This is a genomic window from Massilia sp. GER05, from assembly GCF_052056005.1.
GTDB classification, from domain to species: domain Bacteria; phylum Pseudomonadota; class Gammaproteobacteria; order Burkholderiales; family Burkholderiaceae_D; genus Telluria; species Telluria orientalis.
Map to the genome: position 1 here is coordinate 1676128 of NZ_CP178858.1, position 15679 is coordinate 1691806.

General features: G+C 64.9%; 15 protein-coding genes. 13 read left to right on the forward strand and 2 right to left on the reverse strand.

The annotated features are described in order from the left end of the window. The first annotated feature begins 200 nt into the window (after nucleotides 1–200). From ACL58G_RS07435 to ACL58G_RS07490, 12 genes are all read left to right on the forward strand, one after another. Entirely contained in the window at nucleotides 201–944 is a 744-nt protein-coding gene (locus tag ACL58G_RS07435; RefSeq protein ID WP_440966025.1) for an AzlC family ABC transporter permease, read from the forward strand. After that, complete coding sequence (locus tag ACL58G_RS07440; protein WP_440966027.1) at nucleotides 937–1281, forward strand: AzlD domain-containing protein; 345 nt, start codon at nucleotides 937–939, stop codon at nucleotides 1279–1281. Before ACL58G_RS07435 ends, ACL58G_RS07440 begins: the two co-directional genes overlap by 8 nt. A gap of 40 nt (nucleotides 1282–1321) precedes the next feature. Continuing rightward, nucleotides 1322–2527: a phosphoglycerate kinase gene (locus ACL58G_RS07445; protein ID WP_440966029.1), complete on the forward strand. Its 1206-nt coding sequence runs from the start codon at nucleotides 1322–1324 to the stop codon at nucleotides 2525–2527. Between the two features lie 58 nt (nucleotides 2528–2585). Continuing rightward, on the forward strand, nucleotides 2586–4034 hold the full coding sequence (gene pyk, locus ACL58G_RS07450) for a pyruvate kinase (protein ID WP_413337291.1): 1449 nt from the start codon (nucleotides 2586–2588) through the stop codon (nucleotides 4032–4034). A 161-nt stretch (nucleotides 4035–4195) separates the two neighbouring features. Further along, nucleotides 4196–5260 carry a class II fructose-bisphosphate aldolase gene (fba, locus tag ACL58G_RS07455; RefSeq protein ID WP_413337289.1) on the forward strand — a complete coding sequence of 355 codons (1065 nt, stop codon included), beginning with the start codon at nucleotides 4196–4198 and terminating at the stop codon, nucleotides 5258–5260. Nucleotides 5261–5483: 223 nt separating this feature from the next. After that, entirely contained in the window at nucleotides 5484–6380 is an 897-nt protein-coding gene (locus ACL58G_RS07460) for a phosphoribosylaminoimidazolesuccinocarboxamide synthase (RefSeq protein WP_413337288.1), read from the forward strand. Continuing rightward, on the forward strand, nucleotides 6380–6886 hold the full coding sequence (gene purE / locus ACL58G_RS07465) for a 5-(carboxyamino)imidazole ribonucleotide mutase (protein ID WP_371767239.1): 507 nt from the start codon (nucleotides 6380–6382) through the stop codon (nucleotides 6884–6886). The genes ACL58G_RS07460 and purE overlap by 1 nt, the downstream gene beginning before the upstream one ends. Beyond that, nucleotides 6886–8076, forward strand: a complete 1191-nt coding sequence (locus ACL58G_RS07470; protein WP_440966033.1) for a 5-(carboxyamino)imidazole ribonucleotide synthase — start codon at nucleotides 6886–6888, stop codon at nucleotides 8074–8076. Before purE ends, ACL58G_RS07470 begins: the two co-directional genes overlap by 1 nt. Next, nucleotides 8073–9098, forward strand: coding sequence for an L-threonylcarbamoyladenylate synthase (locus tag ACL58G_RS07475; protein ID WP_440966035.1), 1026 nt, complete (start codon nucleotides 8073–8075; stop codon nucleotides 9096–9098). The genes ACL58G_RS07470 and ACL58G_RS07475 overlap by 4 nt, the downstream gene beginning before the upstream one ends. Before the next feature lie 109 nt (nucleotides 9099–9207). Beyond that, complete coding sequence (locus ACL58G_RS07480; protein ID WP_440966037.1) at nucleotides 9208–10719, forward strand: alpha/beta hydrolase family protein; 1512 nt, start codon at nucleotides 9208–9210, stop codon at nucleotides 10717–10719. 196 nt (nucleotides 10720–10915) lie between these two features. Next, nucleotides 10916–12286 (forward strand): SGNH/GDSL hydrolase family protein, encoded by a 1371-nt coding sequence (locus ACL58G_RS07485; protein WP_440966039.1) that lies wholly within the window; start codon nucleotides 10916–10918, stop codon nucleotides 12284–12286. 178 nt (nucleotides 12287–12464) lie between these two features. Beyond that, nucleotides 12465–13142 (forward strand): OmpW/AlkL family protein, encoded by a 678-nt coding sequence (locus tag ACL58G_RS07490; RefSeq protein ID WP_413337283.1) that lies wholly within the window; start codon nucleotides 12465–12467, stop codon nucleotides 13140–13142. Nucleotides 13143–13205: 63 nt separating this feature from the next. Here the strand turns inward: ACL58G_RS07490 and ACL58G_RS07495 are convergent, their stop codons facing one another. Both ACL58G_RS07495 and ACL58G_RS07500 read right to left on the reverse strand, forming a co-directional pair. Further along, complete coding sequence (locus tag ACL58G_RS07495) at nucleotides 13206–14399, reverse strand: acyl-CoA dehydrogenase (protein WP_440966041.1); 1194 nt, start codon at nucleotides 14397–14399, stop codon at nucleotides 13206–13208. Nucleotides 14400–14531: 132 nt separating this feature from the next. Next, on the reverse strand, nucleotides 14532–15032 hold the full coding sequence (locus ACL58G_RS07500; protein ID WP_413337281.1) for a flavin reductase family protein: 501 nt from the start codon (nucleotides 15030–15032) through the stop codon (nucleotides 14532–14534). 106 nt (nucleotides 15033–15138) lie between these two features. Here ACL58G_RS07500 and msrA point away from each other — a divergent pair, with 106 nt between their 5' ends. Further along, complete coding sequence (gene msrA / locus ACL58G_RS07505) at nucleotides 15139–15678, forward strand: peptide-methionine (S)-S-oxide reductase MsrA (RefSeq protein ID WP_413381779.1); 540 nt, start codon at nucleotides 15139–15141, stop codon at nucleotides 15676–15678. Nucleotide 15679 lies beyond the last annotated feature (1 nt).

Consider the following 15679-nt stretch of genomic DNA (forward strand, 5'->3'; position numbering starts at 1 on the left):
CAGGAAGTACAACATTCCCAAAACCACGATTCTAACGGATTCGACCTGATTGCCGGAATGGTCCGGTAGAATAGCGATCTTAATACTGTCGAGTAGAATTTCCGACAGGGAAATCTACGCGCATTTTCACGCCCTCGTTTCATGTCCGAACGCAGCCTGTCCGCCATGCTTGTCGACCGCTTTTGTTGCAGGAACGCGACATGAGCGGAGTGCGCATGGAGAGCGGCAACGATGTCGACGTTCACGACCCCGTCGCCTGGCGCGAGGGTTTCCACGTCGGCCTGCCCACGTTGTTCGGCCTCGGCGCATGGGGCATCGTGGTCGGGGTCGCGATGGTCAAGAGCGGCCTCACGGTGCTGCAAGCCAGCGCCATGACGCTGATCGTGTATTCCGGCTCGGCGCAGCTCGCATCGCTGCCGCTGATCGCCACCGGCGCACCCATCGGCGTCATCTTCGCCACCGCCTTCGTCGTCAACCTGCGGTTCGTCATTTTTTCCGCACTGCTCGCCCCCCATTTCTCGCACCTGCCGCTGGTGCAGCGTTTTTATCTTGGCCATATCTCCGGCGACCTGACCACCGCGCTCTTTCTGCAGCGCTACCCCCGCACGGCGCCCGAACGGGGCAAGCTGTCGTTCCTGAAGGGCTTGCTGTATCCGAGTTGGGTCGCGTGGCAGGTCGGCACGTTCATCGGCATCTTCCTAGGCAGTGCCGTGCCCACGGAATGGCAGCTGGGCTTTGCCGGCACGCTCGCCATCCTGTGCATCCTCGTCCCCCTGGTCATGAACAGCGCGGCCCTGTGCGGCGTGCTGGTGGCGGGCATCGTGTCCGTGCTGGCGCATGGCCTGCCGTACAAGCTGGGGCTGCTGCTTGCGGTTCTCGTCGGCATGGTCACCGCCATCGCCATCGAGGAAACGCAGGAACGCCGCAAGGTCCGCCATGGCTGACTGGGAAATCTGGACCGTCATCGTGGTGCTGAGTGTCGCCACCGCGTGCTGTCGCAGCGCCTTGTGGATGGTGGGCCACCGCGTAACGATTCCCCGGCGGGTGCAGGAAATGCTGCGCTATGCGCCCGCCTGCGCGCTGGCCGCGATCGTCGCGCCCGATTTCATGCTGGGCCCCCAGGGCGAGATCGAGCTGGTCGTCACGAACCCGAAACTCCTGGCCGGTATCTTCTCGCTTGCCTACTACCTGTGGCGGCGGAACATGTTGCAGACCATCGTTATTGGCATGGTGGTATTTACTGTGCTGCGCGTTTCTGGTGTTTTCCATGGGGTCGGCTAAGGTAAAATAGCGTTTTTTAAACATTCCAAGATTGTTGACAATGGCCGTTCTCAATTTCACCCGCTTGCAAGACCTGATCGACCAAGACGCGCTGAAAGGCAAGCGCGTCTTCATCCGCGCCGACCTGAATGTCCCGCAGGACGACGCCGGCAACATTACGGAAGACACGCGCGTGCGTGCTTCGGTTCCCGCGATCCGCGCTGCGCTTGATGCGGGTGCGGCCGTGATGGTCACGTCGCACCTGGGCCGTCCGACCGAGGGCGAGTTCAAGCCGGAAGACAGCCTGGCGCCGGTCGCCAAGCGCCTGTCCGAGCTGCTGGGCTTGCCGGTCGAACTGAAACAGAACTGGGTCGATGGCGTCGACGTCGCGCCGGGCCAGGTCGTGCTGCTGGAAAACTGCCGCGTCAACAAAGGTGAGAAGAAGAATTCGGACGAGCTGGCGCAGAAGATGGCCAGGCTGTGCGACATCTATGTGAATGACGCCTTCGGCACCGCGCACCGCGCCGAAGCGACCACGCACGGCATCGCGAAGTTCGCGCCCGTGGTCGCCGCCGGTCCGCTGCTGGCGGCCGAGCTGGATGCGCTGGGCAAGGCGCTGGGCGCACCGCAGCGTCCGCTGCTGGCGATCGTCGCCGGTTCCAAGGTGTCGACCAAGCTGTCGATCCTGCAGAGCCTGGCCGACAAGGTCGACAACCTGATCGTCGGCGGCGGCATCGCCAACACGTTCATGAAGGCCGTGGGCCTGAACATCGGCAAATCGCTGGCGGAAGCGGACCTCGTTGGCGAGGCGAAAACCATCATCGACAAGATGGCCGCCCGTGGCGCGACCGTGCCGATCCCGGTGGACGTCGTGTGCGCGAAAGAGTTTTCGCCGACCGCCGCCGCAACCGTCAAGGACGTCAAGGACGTAGCTGACGACGACATGATCCTGGACATCGGCCCGAAGACCGCGGCCCAGCTCGCCGAACAGATCGCCAAGGCCGGCACCATCGTCTGGAACGGCCCGGTCGGCGTGTTCGAGTTCGACCAGTTCGCCGAAGGCACCAAGACCCTGGCCCAGGCCATCGCCGCATCGAAAGCCTTCTCGATCGCGGGCGGCGGCGACACCCTGGCTGCCATCGCAAAATACAATATTGCCGACCAAGTCGGCTATATCTCGACCGGCGGCGGCGCCTTCCTCGAGTTCCTCGAAGGTAAGACGCTTCCGGCGGTGGAGATCCTGCTGCAGCGTAGCGCTGCGAAATAACACCTCACGGTCACCGGCGCAGCCCACGGGCTGCGCTTTTCACTTCAAGGATAGATCAATGTCTCGTGGTACCAAGATCGTCGCAACCATCGGCCCCGCTTCCTCCGACTTCGATACGCTCGTCCGCATGATCCGCGCGGGCGTGGACATCGTGCGCCTGAATTTCTCGCACGGCCGCGCCCAGGACCATATCGACCGTGCCAACCTGGTGCGCCGCGCCGCGGCCGAGTGCGGCCGCGAAGTGGCGATCATGGCCGACATGCAGGGCCCTAAGATTCGCGTCGGCAAGTTCGAAGAAGGCAAGATCCTGCTGAACAACGGTGACCGCTTCATCCTGGACGCCCGCTGGGGCGAGAACGGCGAGCTGGGCAACCAGGAACGCGTCGGCCTCGACTACAAGGCACTGCCGAACGACGTCCGTCCGGGCGACACGCTGCTGCTGAACGACGGCCTGATCGTGCTGATCGTCGAGCGCGTGGCGGGCAGCGAGATCCACACCATCGTGAAAGTCGGCGGTGACCTGTCCAACAACAAGGGCATCAACCGCATGGGCGGCGGCCTGACGGCGCCGGCGCTGACCGCGAAGGACATGGAAGACATCAAGACCGCGATGACCTTCCAGGCCGACTACCTGGCGATCTCGTTCCCGAAGACGGCGACCGACATGGAAATGGCGCGCCAGCTGGCGAACATCGCCGGCGAGCCGTTCGGCCACAAGCCGATGATGATCGCGAAGATCGAGCGCGCGGAAGCAATTCCCGTGCTGCAAGAGATCCTGGACGCCTCCGACGGCATCATGGTCGCCCGCGGCGACCTCGCCGTGGAAGTGGGCAACGCGGCCGTGCCGGCGCTGCAGAAGCGCATGATCCGCATGGCGCGCGATTGCAACAAGCTGGCGATCACCGCCACGCAGATGATGGAATCGATGATCGTCAACGCCGTGCCGACCCGCGCCGAAGTGTCGGACGTGGCCAACGCCGTGCTGGACGGCACCGACGCCGTGATGACGTCGGCCGAGACCGCCGCCGGCAAGTGGCCGGTCGAGACGGTCGAGATGATGTCCGCGATCTGCGTCGAAGCGGAACGCTCGGAATACAACAAGCTGGAAGCCGACTTCCTGAACGTGCAGTTCACCCGCATCGACCAGTCGATCGCGTACGGTGCCCTGTTCACCGCGCACCACCTGCGCGTGAAGGCGATCGTGGCGCTGACCGAGTCCGGTTCGACCGCGCTGTGGATGAGCCGCCACCGCGTCGACACCCCGATCTTCGCCCTGACGCCAAGCGTCACCACCCAACGCAAGGTTGCGTTGTATCGTAACGTGCATGCGTACCACCTGACGCAGCGCGGCGACAGCAGTGCCGTCCTGAAACAGGCGGAAGACTTGCTGGTGGCCAACGGCATCGTCAAGAAGGGCGACACGATCGTCGTCACGTGGGGCGAGCCGATGGGCCAGGTCGGCGGTACGAACGCGCTCAAGATCGTTCGCGTCGGTGAATTCAATTAAGAGGGAGCTCAACACCTGAGCGCGCGGCCGCAACCGCGGCCGCGCCAGACTGTCGAACGGATGATGTGCATGGCTGACGCGCCTTTGCGCGAGGCCAGACGCACGCACGCGCAGAAGGTGTGAGACCCGGAAAGGTTTCTTTATTCCTATGGAGCTAAACCATGGCACTCGTATCAATGCGTCAACTGCTGGACCACGCCGCCGAACACGGCTACGGCCTCCCGGCGTTTAACGTCAACAACCTGGAGCAGGTCCAGGCCATCATGGCCGCGGCCGACCAGACCGGCAGCCCGGTGATCATGCAGGCTTCGGCCGGCGCCCGCAAATATGCCGGCGAAGCCTTCCTGCGCCACCTGATCGACGCCGCCGTCGAAGCCTACCCGCACATTCCCGTCGTCATGCACCAGGACCACGGCCAGTCGCCGGCCGTCTGCATGGCCGCGATCCGTTCGGGCTTCACGTCCGTCATGATGGACGGCTCGCTGGAAGCGGACGGCAAGTCCGTCGCCTCGTACGACTACAACGTCGAAGTGTCGAAGGAAGTGGTGAAATTCGCGCACTCGATCGGCGTGACCGTCGAAGCGGAACTGGGCGTGCTCGGTTCGCTGGAAACGATGAAGGGCGACAAGGAAGACGGCCACGGCGCCGACCGCACCATGACCCGCGAAGAGCTGCTGACCGACGTGGCACAGGCCGCCGACTTCGTCGCGCGCACCCAGTGCGACGCGCTGGCCATCGCCATCGGCACCTCGCACGGCGCCTATAAATTCACGCGCAAGCCGACCGGCGACATCCTCGCCATCGACCGCATCAAGGAAATCCACGCGCGCATCCCGAACACGCACCTCGTGATGCACGGTTCGTCGTCGGTCCCGCAGGAACTGCTGGCGATCATCCGCGAATTCGGCGGCGACATGAAGGAAACGTATGGCGTGCCGGTCGAGGAAATCCAGGAAGGCATCAAGCACGGCGTCCGCAAGATCAACATCGACACGGATATCCGCCTGGCGATGACGGCCGCGATCCGCAAATACCTGTTCGAGAATCCGGCGAAATTCGACCCGCGCGACTACCTGAAGCCGGCCCGCGAAGCTGCGACGCAGATCTGCAAGGCGCGCTATATCTCCTTCGGCTGCGAAGGCATGGCGGCCAAGATCAAGCCGATTCCGCTGGAGAAAATGGCGGAGCGCTACAAGGCTGGCGAACTGGCGCAGATCGTCCAATAAAGGCATTACGCGTGGGCGGAGGGCCGCCCACCCTACGGTCGCGGTATCTCGTAGGGTGGGCACCCTGTGCCCACGCGCAGCGCCGGCATACCGCATCCATCGCCGCTTTTGACGACGATGACGTAAGAATCACGTAAAATATCGCTTTGGCACCGGCTCTCACTGGCCTTCGCCCATCCGACCGGCCCCTTCGCCGGTTTCGCTTTATCAAGATATCCCCTCTATGAAAAGCCTCTACCAATCCACTATTTCCTCCCTGCCATTGCTGGGCCATGGCAAGGTCCGTGACAACTACGCCGTCGGCGACGACAAGATCCTGATCGTCACGACCGACCGCCTGTCGGCCTTCGACGTCGTCATGAACGAACCGATCCCCGGCAAGGGCATGGTGCTGAACCAGATGTCCGACTTCTGGTTCGAAAAACTCGGCCACATCGTGCCGAACCACCTGACCGGCGTGGCGCCGGAATCCGTGGTCGCACCGGAGGAAGTGGAGCAGGTCAAAGGCCGCGCCGTCGTCGCCAAGCGCCTGAAGCCGATCCTCGTGGAAGCCGTCGTGCGCGGCTACATCATCGGTTCGGGTTGGAAGGATTACCAGGCGACCGGATCCGTCTGCGGCATCCAGCTGCCGGCTGGCCTGCGCCAGGCCGACAAGCTGCCCGAGCCGCTGTTCACCCCGGCCGCGAAAGCCGACCTGGGCGAGCACGACGAGAACATCAGCTTCGCCGACATGGAACAGCGCATCGGTTCCGAACTGGCGAATAAAATCCGCGACATCAGCATCCAGCTGTACAAGACCGCCGCCGACTACGCGGCCACGCGCGGCATCATCATCGCCGACACCAAGTTCGAATTCGGCCTGGACGAGAACGGCGTGCTGCACCTGATGGACGAAGTCCTGACCGCCGATTCCTCGCGTTTCTGGCCCGCGGATTCGTACGCGCCGGACATGTCGCCGCCGTCGTTCGACAAGCAGTTCGTGCGCGACTACCTGGAAACGCTGAAGGACTGGAACAAGGCCCCGCCGGCGCCGGCGCTGCCGCAGGACGTCATCGAAAAAACCCAGGCCAAGTACTTCGAAGCCATCGAACGCCTGACGGGCGAGAAGCTGAAGGTTTAATGATGGCGGATCAGAACAAGCCGCTGGTCGGGGTAATCATGGGTTCCAGCTCCGACTGGGACGTGATGCAGCACGCCTGCGCCATGCTGAAGCAGTTCGGCGTGCCGTTCGAAGCGCAAGTGATCTCGGCGCACCGCATGCCGGACGAGATGTTCGCGTATGCGGAATCCGCCCGTCGCCGCGGCCTGCGCGCCATCATCGCCGGTGCCGGCGGTGCGGCGCACCTGCCGGGCATGGTCGCCGCGAAAACGGTCGTGCCGGTGCTGGGCGTGCCCGTGCCGTCGAAATACCTGCGCGGCGAAGACTCGCTGCTGTCGATCGTGCAGATGCCGAAGGGCGTTCCTGTGTCGACGTTCGCCATCGGCGAAGCCGGCGCCGCGAATGCCGCGCTGACCGCGATCGCCATCATCGCCACCACCGACGACGCCCTGGCGGGCCAGCTTGAACAATTCCGCCAGCAACAGACCGCCGCCGCCAAGGCCATGACCCTGCCTGTGAACGACTGATGAGTACTACGAAGTCACTCGCCTATTTGCCGGAAGCCGCGGAACCCGCGTGGCTCGGCGTGATGGGCGGCGGCCAGCTGGGCCGCATGTTCGCCCACGCCGCGCAGGCGATGGGCTACCGCGTGGCCGTGCTGGAGCCGTCGGCCGACTGCCCGGCCGGCCAGGTGGCCGAACGCCTCGTCGAGGCCGGCTATGAAGATGCGGCCGGCCTGGATGCGCTGGCCGCGCAATGCGTGGCCGTCACGACGGAATTCGAAAACGTCCCGGCCGCCAGCCTGTCGCGCCTCGCGCAGCAGGTGTTCGTCGCGCCGAACGCGCACGGCGTGTCCGTCGCCCAGGACCGCATCGCGGAAAAATCCTTCTTCGTCGCCTGCGCGACTAAATCCGGCGTGATGCCGGCGCCGCACAAGGTGATCGCGAGCGATGCCGACATCGACGCGATCGCCGAGGACCTGCTGCCCGGCATCCTGAAAACGGTGCGCATGGGCTACGACGGCAAGGGCCAGGTGCGCGTGCGCACGCGCGAGGACGTCCGCGCCGCATTCGAGGCAATGGGCCGCGTGACCTGTCTGCTGGAAAAGATGCTGCCGCTCGCGTACGAGGTGTCCGTGCTGACGGCGCGCGGGGCGGATGGCCAGTCGGTCGTCTACCCGATCGCGGAAAACGTGCACCGCGACGGCATCCTGTTCACGACGACCGTGCCGGGCCCGAACGTGTCCGACGAATGCGCGCGCAAGGCGCAGGATGCGGCGCGTGCCATCGTGGCCGAGCTCGGTTACGTCGGCGTGCTGTGCATCGAATTCTTCGTGCTGGCGGACGGTTCGCTCGTCGTCAACGAGATGGCGCCGCGGCCGCACAACAGCGGCCACTACACGATCGACGCGTGCATCACGAGCCAGTTCGCGCAGCAGGTCCGTGCGATGGCGAAACTGCCGCTGGGCGATGTGCGCCAGCATTCGCCGGCCGTCATGCTGAACATCCTCGGCGACGTGTGGTTCGAGGGCGAGACCGTCCGTGAACCGGCGTGGGGCCAGGTGCTCGCGCTGCCCGGCGCCAACCTGCACCTGTACGGCAAGACGGACCCGCGCCGCGGTCGCAAGATGGGCCACGTGACGTTCGTCGCGCCGACGCTGCAAGAGGCGCAAGCAAACTTTGCGCAGGCCTGCGCCATCCTCGGGATCGCGCCGTGACCGATGCGATCAAGGCCGCCGCGCGCGCGCTCGAGGCCGGCCGCCTCGTCGCCCTGCCGACCGAGACCGTGTACGGCCTCGGCGCCGACGCGGAGAATCCGGCCGCCGTCGCCGCGATCTATGCCGCCAAGGGCCGCCCGCAGGATCACCCCGTGATCGTGCACGTGGCGCCTGGCGCCGATCTCGACTACTGGGCCACCGATATCCCGTCGGAAGCGCGCCAGCTGGCCGACGCCTTCTGGCCCGGTCCGCTGACGATGATTTTAAAACGCGCGCCGCACATTCCGGACGCCGTCTCGGGCGGCCAGGACACGGTCGGCATCCGCTGCCCGTCGCACCCGGTTGCCATCGAACTGCTGCAGGCGTTCAAGGGCGGGAAGGGCGGCATCGCGGCGCCGTCCGCGAACAAATTCGGTGCCGTCAGCCCGACGACCGCGCAGCACGTGCGCGACGAGTTCGGCGACGACATCGGAGAACACGGCCGCATCGCGTTCGTGCTGGATGGCGGCCCGAGCGAGGTCGGCATCGAATCGACGATCGTGGATCTGTCGCGTCTCGCCACGCACGGCCCCGTGCTGCTGCGTCCGGGCCATATCTCGGCGGATGCCATCGCGGCCGTGATCGACCAGGTGCCGGCCCGTCCGGATGCCGCGGCACCGCGCGCCTCGGGCACGCTGGAATCGCATTACGCGCCGCACACCCCGGTCGCGATGCAGGATACGGCGACCCTGGCTGACACCTTGTCCAGGTTGCAAGGGGCGGGACGCAAGGTCGCCCTGATCCATTACTCCGACTTGCCGGCCACGCACGCGGCCGTCCGCCTGCCGAATTCTCCGGAAGGCTTTGCGCACGCGTTGTATGCGGCGCTGCGCGCGATGGATGGCACGGGTGCCGACGTCATCCTCGTCGAGGCGCCGCCGCAGGATGGCGCCTGGCTGGGCGTCAACGACCGCCTGCGCCGTGCCGCGCATGGTTCGACCGGCATCGTGCACGGGTTGATAAACAACACTACCGCGCTGTAATCAGTCGGGAATCTTCCCAAAAACGCCTGTCCGGTGCATGCTACTCGGCAATCCCGGCCCGCCTTTCTGCGCGGGCCTTTTGCCTTGATCAGTGAGTCGAAGGACATCCATGCGTTCCCTCTTAACCCTGGCCTGCAGCCTTGGGCTGGGCTATTTGCTTGCCGCTTGCAGCGGCGGCACCACCGCCGGCGGCACGCCGACCGGCGTCGCGAATCCTGAGCCGCTGCCCGTCGCAACGCGCGGCAGCCTCGTGGGGCAGGCCGCCTCCGTGGCCGTCAGCGTCGGCGGTGCGAGTCTCACCACATTGACTCCGACCGTGCTGGCCGGCTTCCTCGAATCGGCCCAGCAGGGCACCCTGGCCGTCGCGGGACAGCCGCAGTGCTCGGTCTCCGTGTACAAGGTCCACTACAACACCATCGGCGGCGCCGGCGAAGCGACGGACGGCAGCGCCGCCGTCTTCGTGCCCACCGGCGGCGGCGCGTCGTGCAGCAACTCGCGGCCCGTCGTGCTGTATGCGCACGGCACCTCGTTGCAGAAATCCTACGACATGGCCGACATCGCCAACAACACGGAAGCGCGCCTCGCGGCGGCCGTGTTCGCGGCCCAGGGCTTCATCGTCGTCGCGCCGAACTATACGGGCTACAGCGGTTCGTCGCTGGGCTACCACCCGTACCTGGATCGCGTCGCGCAGGCCGCCGACATGATCGATGCGCTGCGCGCCGCACGCACGTCGTTCGGGGCGATCGGCGCCAAGGATTCCGGCAAGCTGATGGTCACCGGCTATTCGCAAGGCGGCTATGTCGCGCTGGCCACGCAGCGCGCCATGCAAGACCTGGGCACGAACGAGTTCACGTTGACGGCGGCGTCCGGCATGTCGGGTCCGTATGCCATCGCCCGCTTCGGCGACGACCTGTTCGGCGGCGCACCGCGTAGTGGTGCCACCGTGATCGTGCCGATGATCATCAACGCGGGCCAGCATGCGAGTGCCGCGCTGTACGCGACGCCGTCGGACGTTTACGAGACGCAGTACGCCGCATCCATCGCCGACCTGGTGCCGGGCAGCCTCGGCAGCGGTGACCTCGTCGACCAGGGCAAGCTGCCCGAGTCCGCCCTGTTCGCCGCGGATTCGCAGCCGCAGACGCCCGGCTACACGGCATATTTCGGCGCCAACAACCTGATCCGCACGGCCTACCGCAGCGGCTACCTGGCCGATCTCGCCGCGCACCCGTGCGACCAGAGCGCGACGTCGCCGCTGGCCTGTTCTCCGGCCCACAACCTGCGTAAATGGCTCGTGCGTAATGACCTGCGCAGCTATATGCCCAATGCACCGACGATGCTGTGCGGCGGCCACGACGACCCCGTCGTGCCATTCTTCAACGCGACGTCGGCCGCGAGCTATTTCAGCGCGCGCGGCAGCAGGATCACGCTGCTCGACATCGACGATACGCCAAGCCTGAACGACCCGTACCGCTCGGCCAAGGCAGGCTTCGTGGCGGCCAGGACGATCCTGCGCGCGGCGTCGGGCGACGGTGCCGTCGCGTCGGCCTATCACGCCGGTCTCGTGGCGCCGTTCTGCATGGCGGCGACGCGTGATTATTTTCAGACAACATTGTCACATTAAGACATGAATTCACCGGCGGCATTGCTATAATCGGCCGCGCTGCCGGCCTCGTCTCCCAGCCGTCGCAACAGGGTGTTGTTGCCGGCGCACGACAAAGCTTTTCGCTATACAACGATGCCGAACACTGGCATATTAGTCGGCACACGAATAGCACGGCCGTTCGTTGCAAAAGAGAAAAATTTCTTTAGGAGACACAATGCGTAAGACCTCATTCGCGCTCGCGCTGTTGACCGCTGCCGTCCTGACGGCTTGCGGCGGCAGCAGTACCAGCCCTCGCGGCGGCGACCAGACCCCGGTGACCAAATTCAGCGCACAGGTATCGTTCGGCGACAGCCTGTCCGACGTTGGCTCCTATGCCGTCGGTGGCGTCAAGGCGCTGGGCGGCGGCAAGTTCACGATCAACGGCGACAACACGTCGATCAACGCTGACCTGACGGGCAAGAACTGGACCGAATTCGTCGCAGCCCAGCTGAAGCTGCCGGCACCGTGTGCGGCCCAGACCGGCCTGCAGGGCGACGCGACCAAGGGCTTCGCCGTGCCCGTTACGTTCAACACCAATTGCCTCAATTACGCGCAGGGCGGCTCGCGCGTGACGAATCCGATCGGCCCGAACAACAAGGCCGTGAACCCGACGCTGGGCCTGACCACCGTGCCCGTGGTGACGCAGATCGAGAACCACCTGGCCAAGAACGGCGGCAAGTTCAGCGGTACCGAACTCGTGACCGTGCTGGCCGGCGGTAACGACATCCTGTTCCTGCTGGGCCAACTGTCGACGAACGCCACCGCCGCCGGCACCGCCGCCGGTTCCCAGGCCTTCGCCGTGTCGCTGACGACCCAGCTGGCCGCCGGTGCGACGAACCCGGCCACCGCGGCCCAGGCGATCGGCCTCGCCATCCAGACGGAAGCAGCGCGCGCGGGCCACACCGACGCGTCCATCGTGCAAGCCGCCGTCACCGCCGCCGTCATGGCCGGCAACACCGCCGCCGCGCAGGCGACCGTGTATGGTCCAATGGTCGCCAAGGCCCAGGCCGACGCCACGGCCGCCGGCCAGAAGGCGGGCGCCGACTACCTGACCGCCAACGCCGCAGGTGTCGTCACCGCGATGGCGACGGCCGGCGCCGAGCTAGGCGTCCTCGTCAAGACGCAGATCGTCGCCAAGGGCGCGAACTACGTCGTCGTGAACAACCTGCCGGACGTGGCGTCGACGCCGTCGGGCAAATCGCAGTCGGCCGCCGTCCAGGCGCTGATCGTGAAAGCCGTCGACGCCTTCAATGCGCAGCTGAAGGCCGCTGTCGCCAGCGAGCCGAAAGTGCTGTACGTCGACCTGTGGACCATCAGCCACGACGAGGTGATCAACCCGGCCCCGTACGGCCTCACCAATACGTCGACCCCGGCCTGCGGCCAGAACGCGCTGGGCACGACGTCGCTCGTCTGCAACGCGAAGAACGTGATCGCAGGCGACGTCAGCCGCTACATGTTCGCCGACGACGTGCACCCGACGCCGTTCGAGAACTGGCTGATCGCGCGCTACGTCCTCGAGCAGATGGCCGTGAAGGGCTGGCTGTAATCGTCACGAAGGGGACCTCGAAAAATCGTCGCGAGCGGCCGCAATGTCGGGCGAGAAGCGGCGCTGTACGAGGAGTACAGCGAGCATCGCAACCCGACAGTGCAACGCGCAGCAGGTTTTTCGACGTTCACGACAGGCCCGTCCGCGGGCGGGCCATCAATAAGAATCAGGAGATAACATGAAAGTAAGTTCCAACGTCGTGAAACTGCTGGTCGCCGCGGGTGCGCTGGCCGTGGCGGGCAGCGCCGCGGCACAGGCCAAGGGGAAGTGGGCCGTGTCGCTGGGCGCCATCGAGATCGAACCGAAGGTAGAAAGCGGCGCGATTTCCGCCCCGGCCCTGCCGAATTCGCTGGGCGACGTCGGCAAGGACACGGAACCGGTGGCGATCATCAACTACGGGATCACCGACAACATCACCGCCGAATTCACGATCGCGAAGCCGTACAAGCACAGCATCTACGGCGCAGGCGCCATCGCCGGCACGGGCGAGCTGGGCACGGCCCATGCCTTGCCGCCGACGTTGTTCGCGCAATACCGTTTCTTCTCGCCGAACGCGGCGTTCCGTCCTTACGTCGGCCTGGGCGTGACCTATGCCTACTTTTACAAGGAAACCGGTTCGTTCCGCCTGACCGCGCTGACGAACCCGGGTGGTCCGGCCACGACGTTTAGCATCGACAACAAACTGACTTATTCGGGCCAGATCGGTGCCGTCTGGAACTTCAACGAGAAATGGTTCCTCAACGCCGCACTCGTGAAGACCCGCCTGCGGACCGACGTCCACTTCTCGACGGGGCAGAACCAGCACATGAAGCTGGACCCGAAGTCGACCGTGCTGACCCTGGGCTACAAGTTCTGAGCGCGTTTCGCGCAATAAAAAACCCGCCGTGTTCGGCGGGTTTTTTTTCGTGAACCGGGGCGATCAGAACGCCGCGATACCGGTCTGCGCGCGACCCAGGATCAGCGCGTGGATGTCGTGCGTACCTTCGTACGTGTTGACGACTTCCAGGTTGACGAGGTGACGCGCCACGCCGAACTCGTCGCTGATGCCGTTACCGCCCATCATGTCGCGCGCCATGCGTGCGATGTCGAGTGCCTTGCCGCAGGAATTGCGCTTCATGATCGACGTGATCTCGACCGCGGCCGAGCCCTCGTCCTTCATGCGGCCCAGACGCAGGACGCCCTGCAGGCCCAGCGTGATTTCCGTCTGCATGTCCGCCAGTTTTTTCTGGATCAGCTGGTTGGCGGCCAGCGGCTTGCCGAATTGCTTGCGGTCCAGCACGTACTGGCGCGAACGGTGCCAGCAGTCTTCCGCGGCGCCCAGCGCGCCCCAGGCGATACCGTAGCGGGCCGAATTCAGGCACGTGAACGGACCCTTCAGGCCGCGCACGTCCGGGAACGCGTTTTCTTCGGGGCAGAACACCTCGTCCATCACGATCTCGCCCGTGATCGACGCGCGCAGGCCGACCTTGCCATGGATGGCCGGCGCCGACAGGCCTTTCCAGCCCTTTTCCAGCACGAAGCCGCGGATCTTGCCTTCGTCATCCTTCGCCCAGACGACGAACACGTCGGCGATCGGCGAGTTCGTGATCCACATCTTCGAGCCGGACAGCGAGTAGCCGCCGTCGACCTTGCGCGCGCGCGTGACCATCGAGCCCGGGTCGGAGCCGTGGTTCGGTTCGGTCAGGCCGAAGCAGCCGATCCACTCGCCGGTGGCCAGTTTCGGCAGGTATTTCTGCTTCGTTTCTTCATTGCCGAATTCGTAGATGGGCACCATCACGAGCGACGATTGCACGCTCATCATCGAGCGGTAGCCGGAATCGACGCGCTCGACTTCGCGCGCGATCAGGCCGTAGCTGACGTAGTTCAGGCCGGGGCCGCCGTATTGCTCGGGGATGGTCGGGCCCAGCAGGCCGAGCTCGCCCATCTCGCGGAAGATGGACGCGTCGGTGGTTTCGTGGCGGAAGGCTTCGAGGACGCGCGGCAGCAGCTTGTCCTGGCAATAGGCCGCGGCGGCGTCGCGCACCATGCGTTCTTCGTCGAGCAACTGCTCGTTCAGCAGCAACGGATCATCCCAATGGAACTGGGCTTTGCGGGGCGTATCGGAACGGCTCATGGGGCTCCTGTCTCAATCTTTGTAAGAATGTGGCGGGCGAATGGATGGCCGCCCGGGACGAGCCATTATAGAAACCCCTCCCCGTCACATCTTTTCAAACTGCGACAGGCATTTTCATTTTTCAAACAAGGATCAGGTGCTGCCGAACCGCCCGCCATGGAACAGCAGGGCGGACTGTGGATGCACGGCGCAGTCTTCCACTTCGCCCACGAAGATCACGTGGTCGCCTTCCGGGTAGCGGCTGCGGTTGTGGCATTCGAACCAGGCGGAGACCCCCTTCAGGATCGGCAGGCCGGTGCGCGACAATTCGTACTCGACGCCTTCGAACGGATCCTGGCCACGGCGCGAGAACCGGCGCGCCAGCTCTTCCTGGCCGGCGGACAATACGTTGATGACGTAGTGCGAATTGCCCGTGAAGATGGGCAGGCTGTTGGCGACGTTCGACAGGCTCCACAGCACCAGCGGCGGCTCCAGCGATACGGAATTGAAAGAGGACGCGGTCAGGCCGCGGAATTTGCCGTCGCCCAGGCGGGTCGTGATGACGGTGACACCGGTCGCGAATTGGGACAGGGCCTGGCGAAAATGGGCGGAATCGAAACCGCGCGTGGTGGCGCGAGGTGAGCTGGTGTTCATGCGCGCATTATGCCATCAATGGCCGGCGGTCCCCCGAGCCTGCACGACCGCGCACTTTCGTTTACAGTGAAACCATGAACAACTATTTATCCCTCGAGGAGTCAGCATGAGCCAGCAATCAGCAACCGAAGTGGCCATCCTGGGCGGCGGGTGTTTCTGGTGCCTGGAAGCGGTTTACCTGGAAGCGCGCGGTATTCTCCGCGTGGAATCGGGCTATATGGGCGGCGAGATTCCCGCGCCGACCTACGAGCAGGTGTGCGCGGGCACGACGGGCCACGCGGAAGTGGTGCGCCTGGAATTCGATCCGAACGTGATCGGTTATCGCGACATCCTGGAAATCTTTTTCACCATCCACGACCCGACGACGCCGAACCGCCAGGGCAACGACGTCGGCACGCAATACCGCTCGGTGATCTTCTTCACGTCGCCGGAACAGGAAGCGACGGCGCGCAAGGTAATGGCCGAGATGGCCGCTGTGTGGGATGCGCCGATCGTCACGCAGGTGCTGCCGGCCGAGCAGTGGTACAAGGCCGAGGACTACCACCAGAATTATTTTGCGCAGCACCCGTTGCAGGGGTATTGCGCGTTCGTGGTGGCGCCCAAGGTGGCCAAGTTCCGCAAGGTGTTCACGGATCGGGTGAAATAGC

Coding starts and splice junctions, on each gene's coding strand:
- ACL58G_RS07435 (WP_440966025.1), top strand. CDS start 201: ATGAGCGGAGTGCGCATGGAGAGCGGCAACGATGTCGACGTTCACGAC.
- ACL58G_RS07440 (WP_440966027.1), top strand. CDS start 937: ATGGCTGACTGGGAAATCTGGACCGTCATCGTGGTGCTGAGTGTCGCC.
- ACL58G_RS07445 (WP_440966029.1), top strand. CDS start 1,322: ATGGCCGTTCTCAATTTCACCCGCTTGCAAGACCTGATCGACCAAGAC.
- pyk (WP_413337291.1), top strand. CDS start 2,586: ATGTCTCGTGGTACCAAGATCGTCGCAACCATCGGCCCCGCTTCCTCC.
- fba (WP_413337289.1), top strand. CDS start 4,196: ATGGCACTCGTATCAATGCGTCAACTGCTGGACCACGCCGCCGAACAC.
- ACL58G_RS07460 (WP_413337288.1), top strand. CDS start 5,484: ATGAAAAGCCTCTACCAATCCACTATTTCCTCCCTGCCATTGCTGGGC.
- purE (WP_371767239.1), top strand. CDS start 6,380: ATGATGGCGGATCAGAACAAGCCGCTGGTCGGGGTAATCATGGGTTCC.
- ACL58G_RS07470 (WP_440966033.1), top strand. CDS start 6,886: ATGAGTACTACGAAGTCACTCGCCTATTTGCCGGAAGCCGCGGAACCC.
- ACL58G_RS07480 (WP_440966037.1), top strand. CDS start 9,208: ATGCGTTCCCTCTTAACCCTGGCCTGCAGCCTTGGGCTGGGCTATTTG.
- ACL58G_RS07485 (WP_440966039.1), top strand. CDS start 10,916: ATGCGTAAGACCTCATTCGCGCTCGCGCTGTTGACCGCTGCCGTCCTG.
- ACL58G_RS07490 (WP_413337283.1), top strand. CDS start 12,465: ATGAAAGTAAGTTCCAACGTCGTGAAACTGCTGGTCGCCGCGGGTGCG.
- ACL58G_RS07495 (WP_440966041.1), bottom strand. CDS start 14,399: ATGAGCCGTTCCGATACGCCCCGCAAAGCCCAGTTCCATTGGGATGAT.
- ACL58G_RS07500 (WP_413337281.1), bottom strand. CDS start 15,032: ATGAACACCAGCTCACCTCGCGCCACCACGCGCGGTTTCGATTCCGCC.
- msrA (WP_413381779.1), top strand. CDS start 15,139: ATGAGCCAGCAATCAGCAACCGAAGTGGCCATCCTGGGCGGCGGGTGT.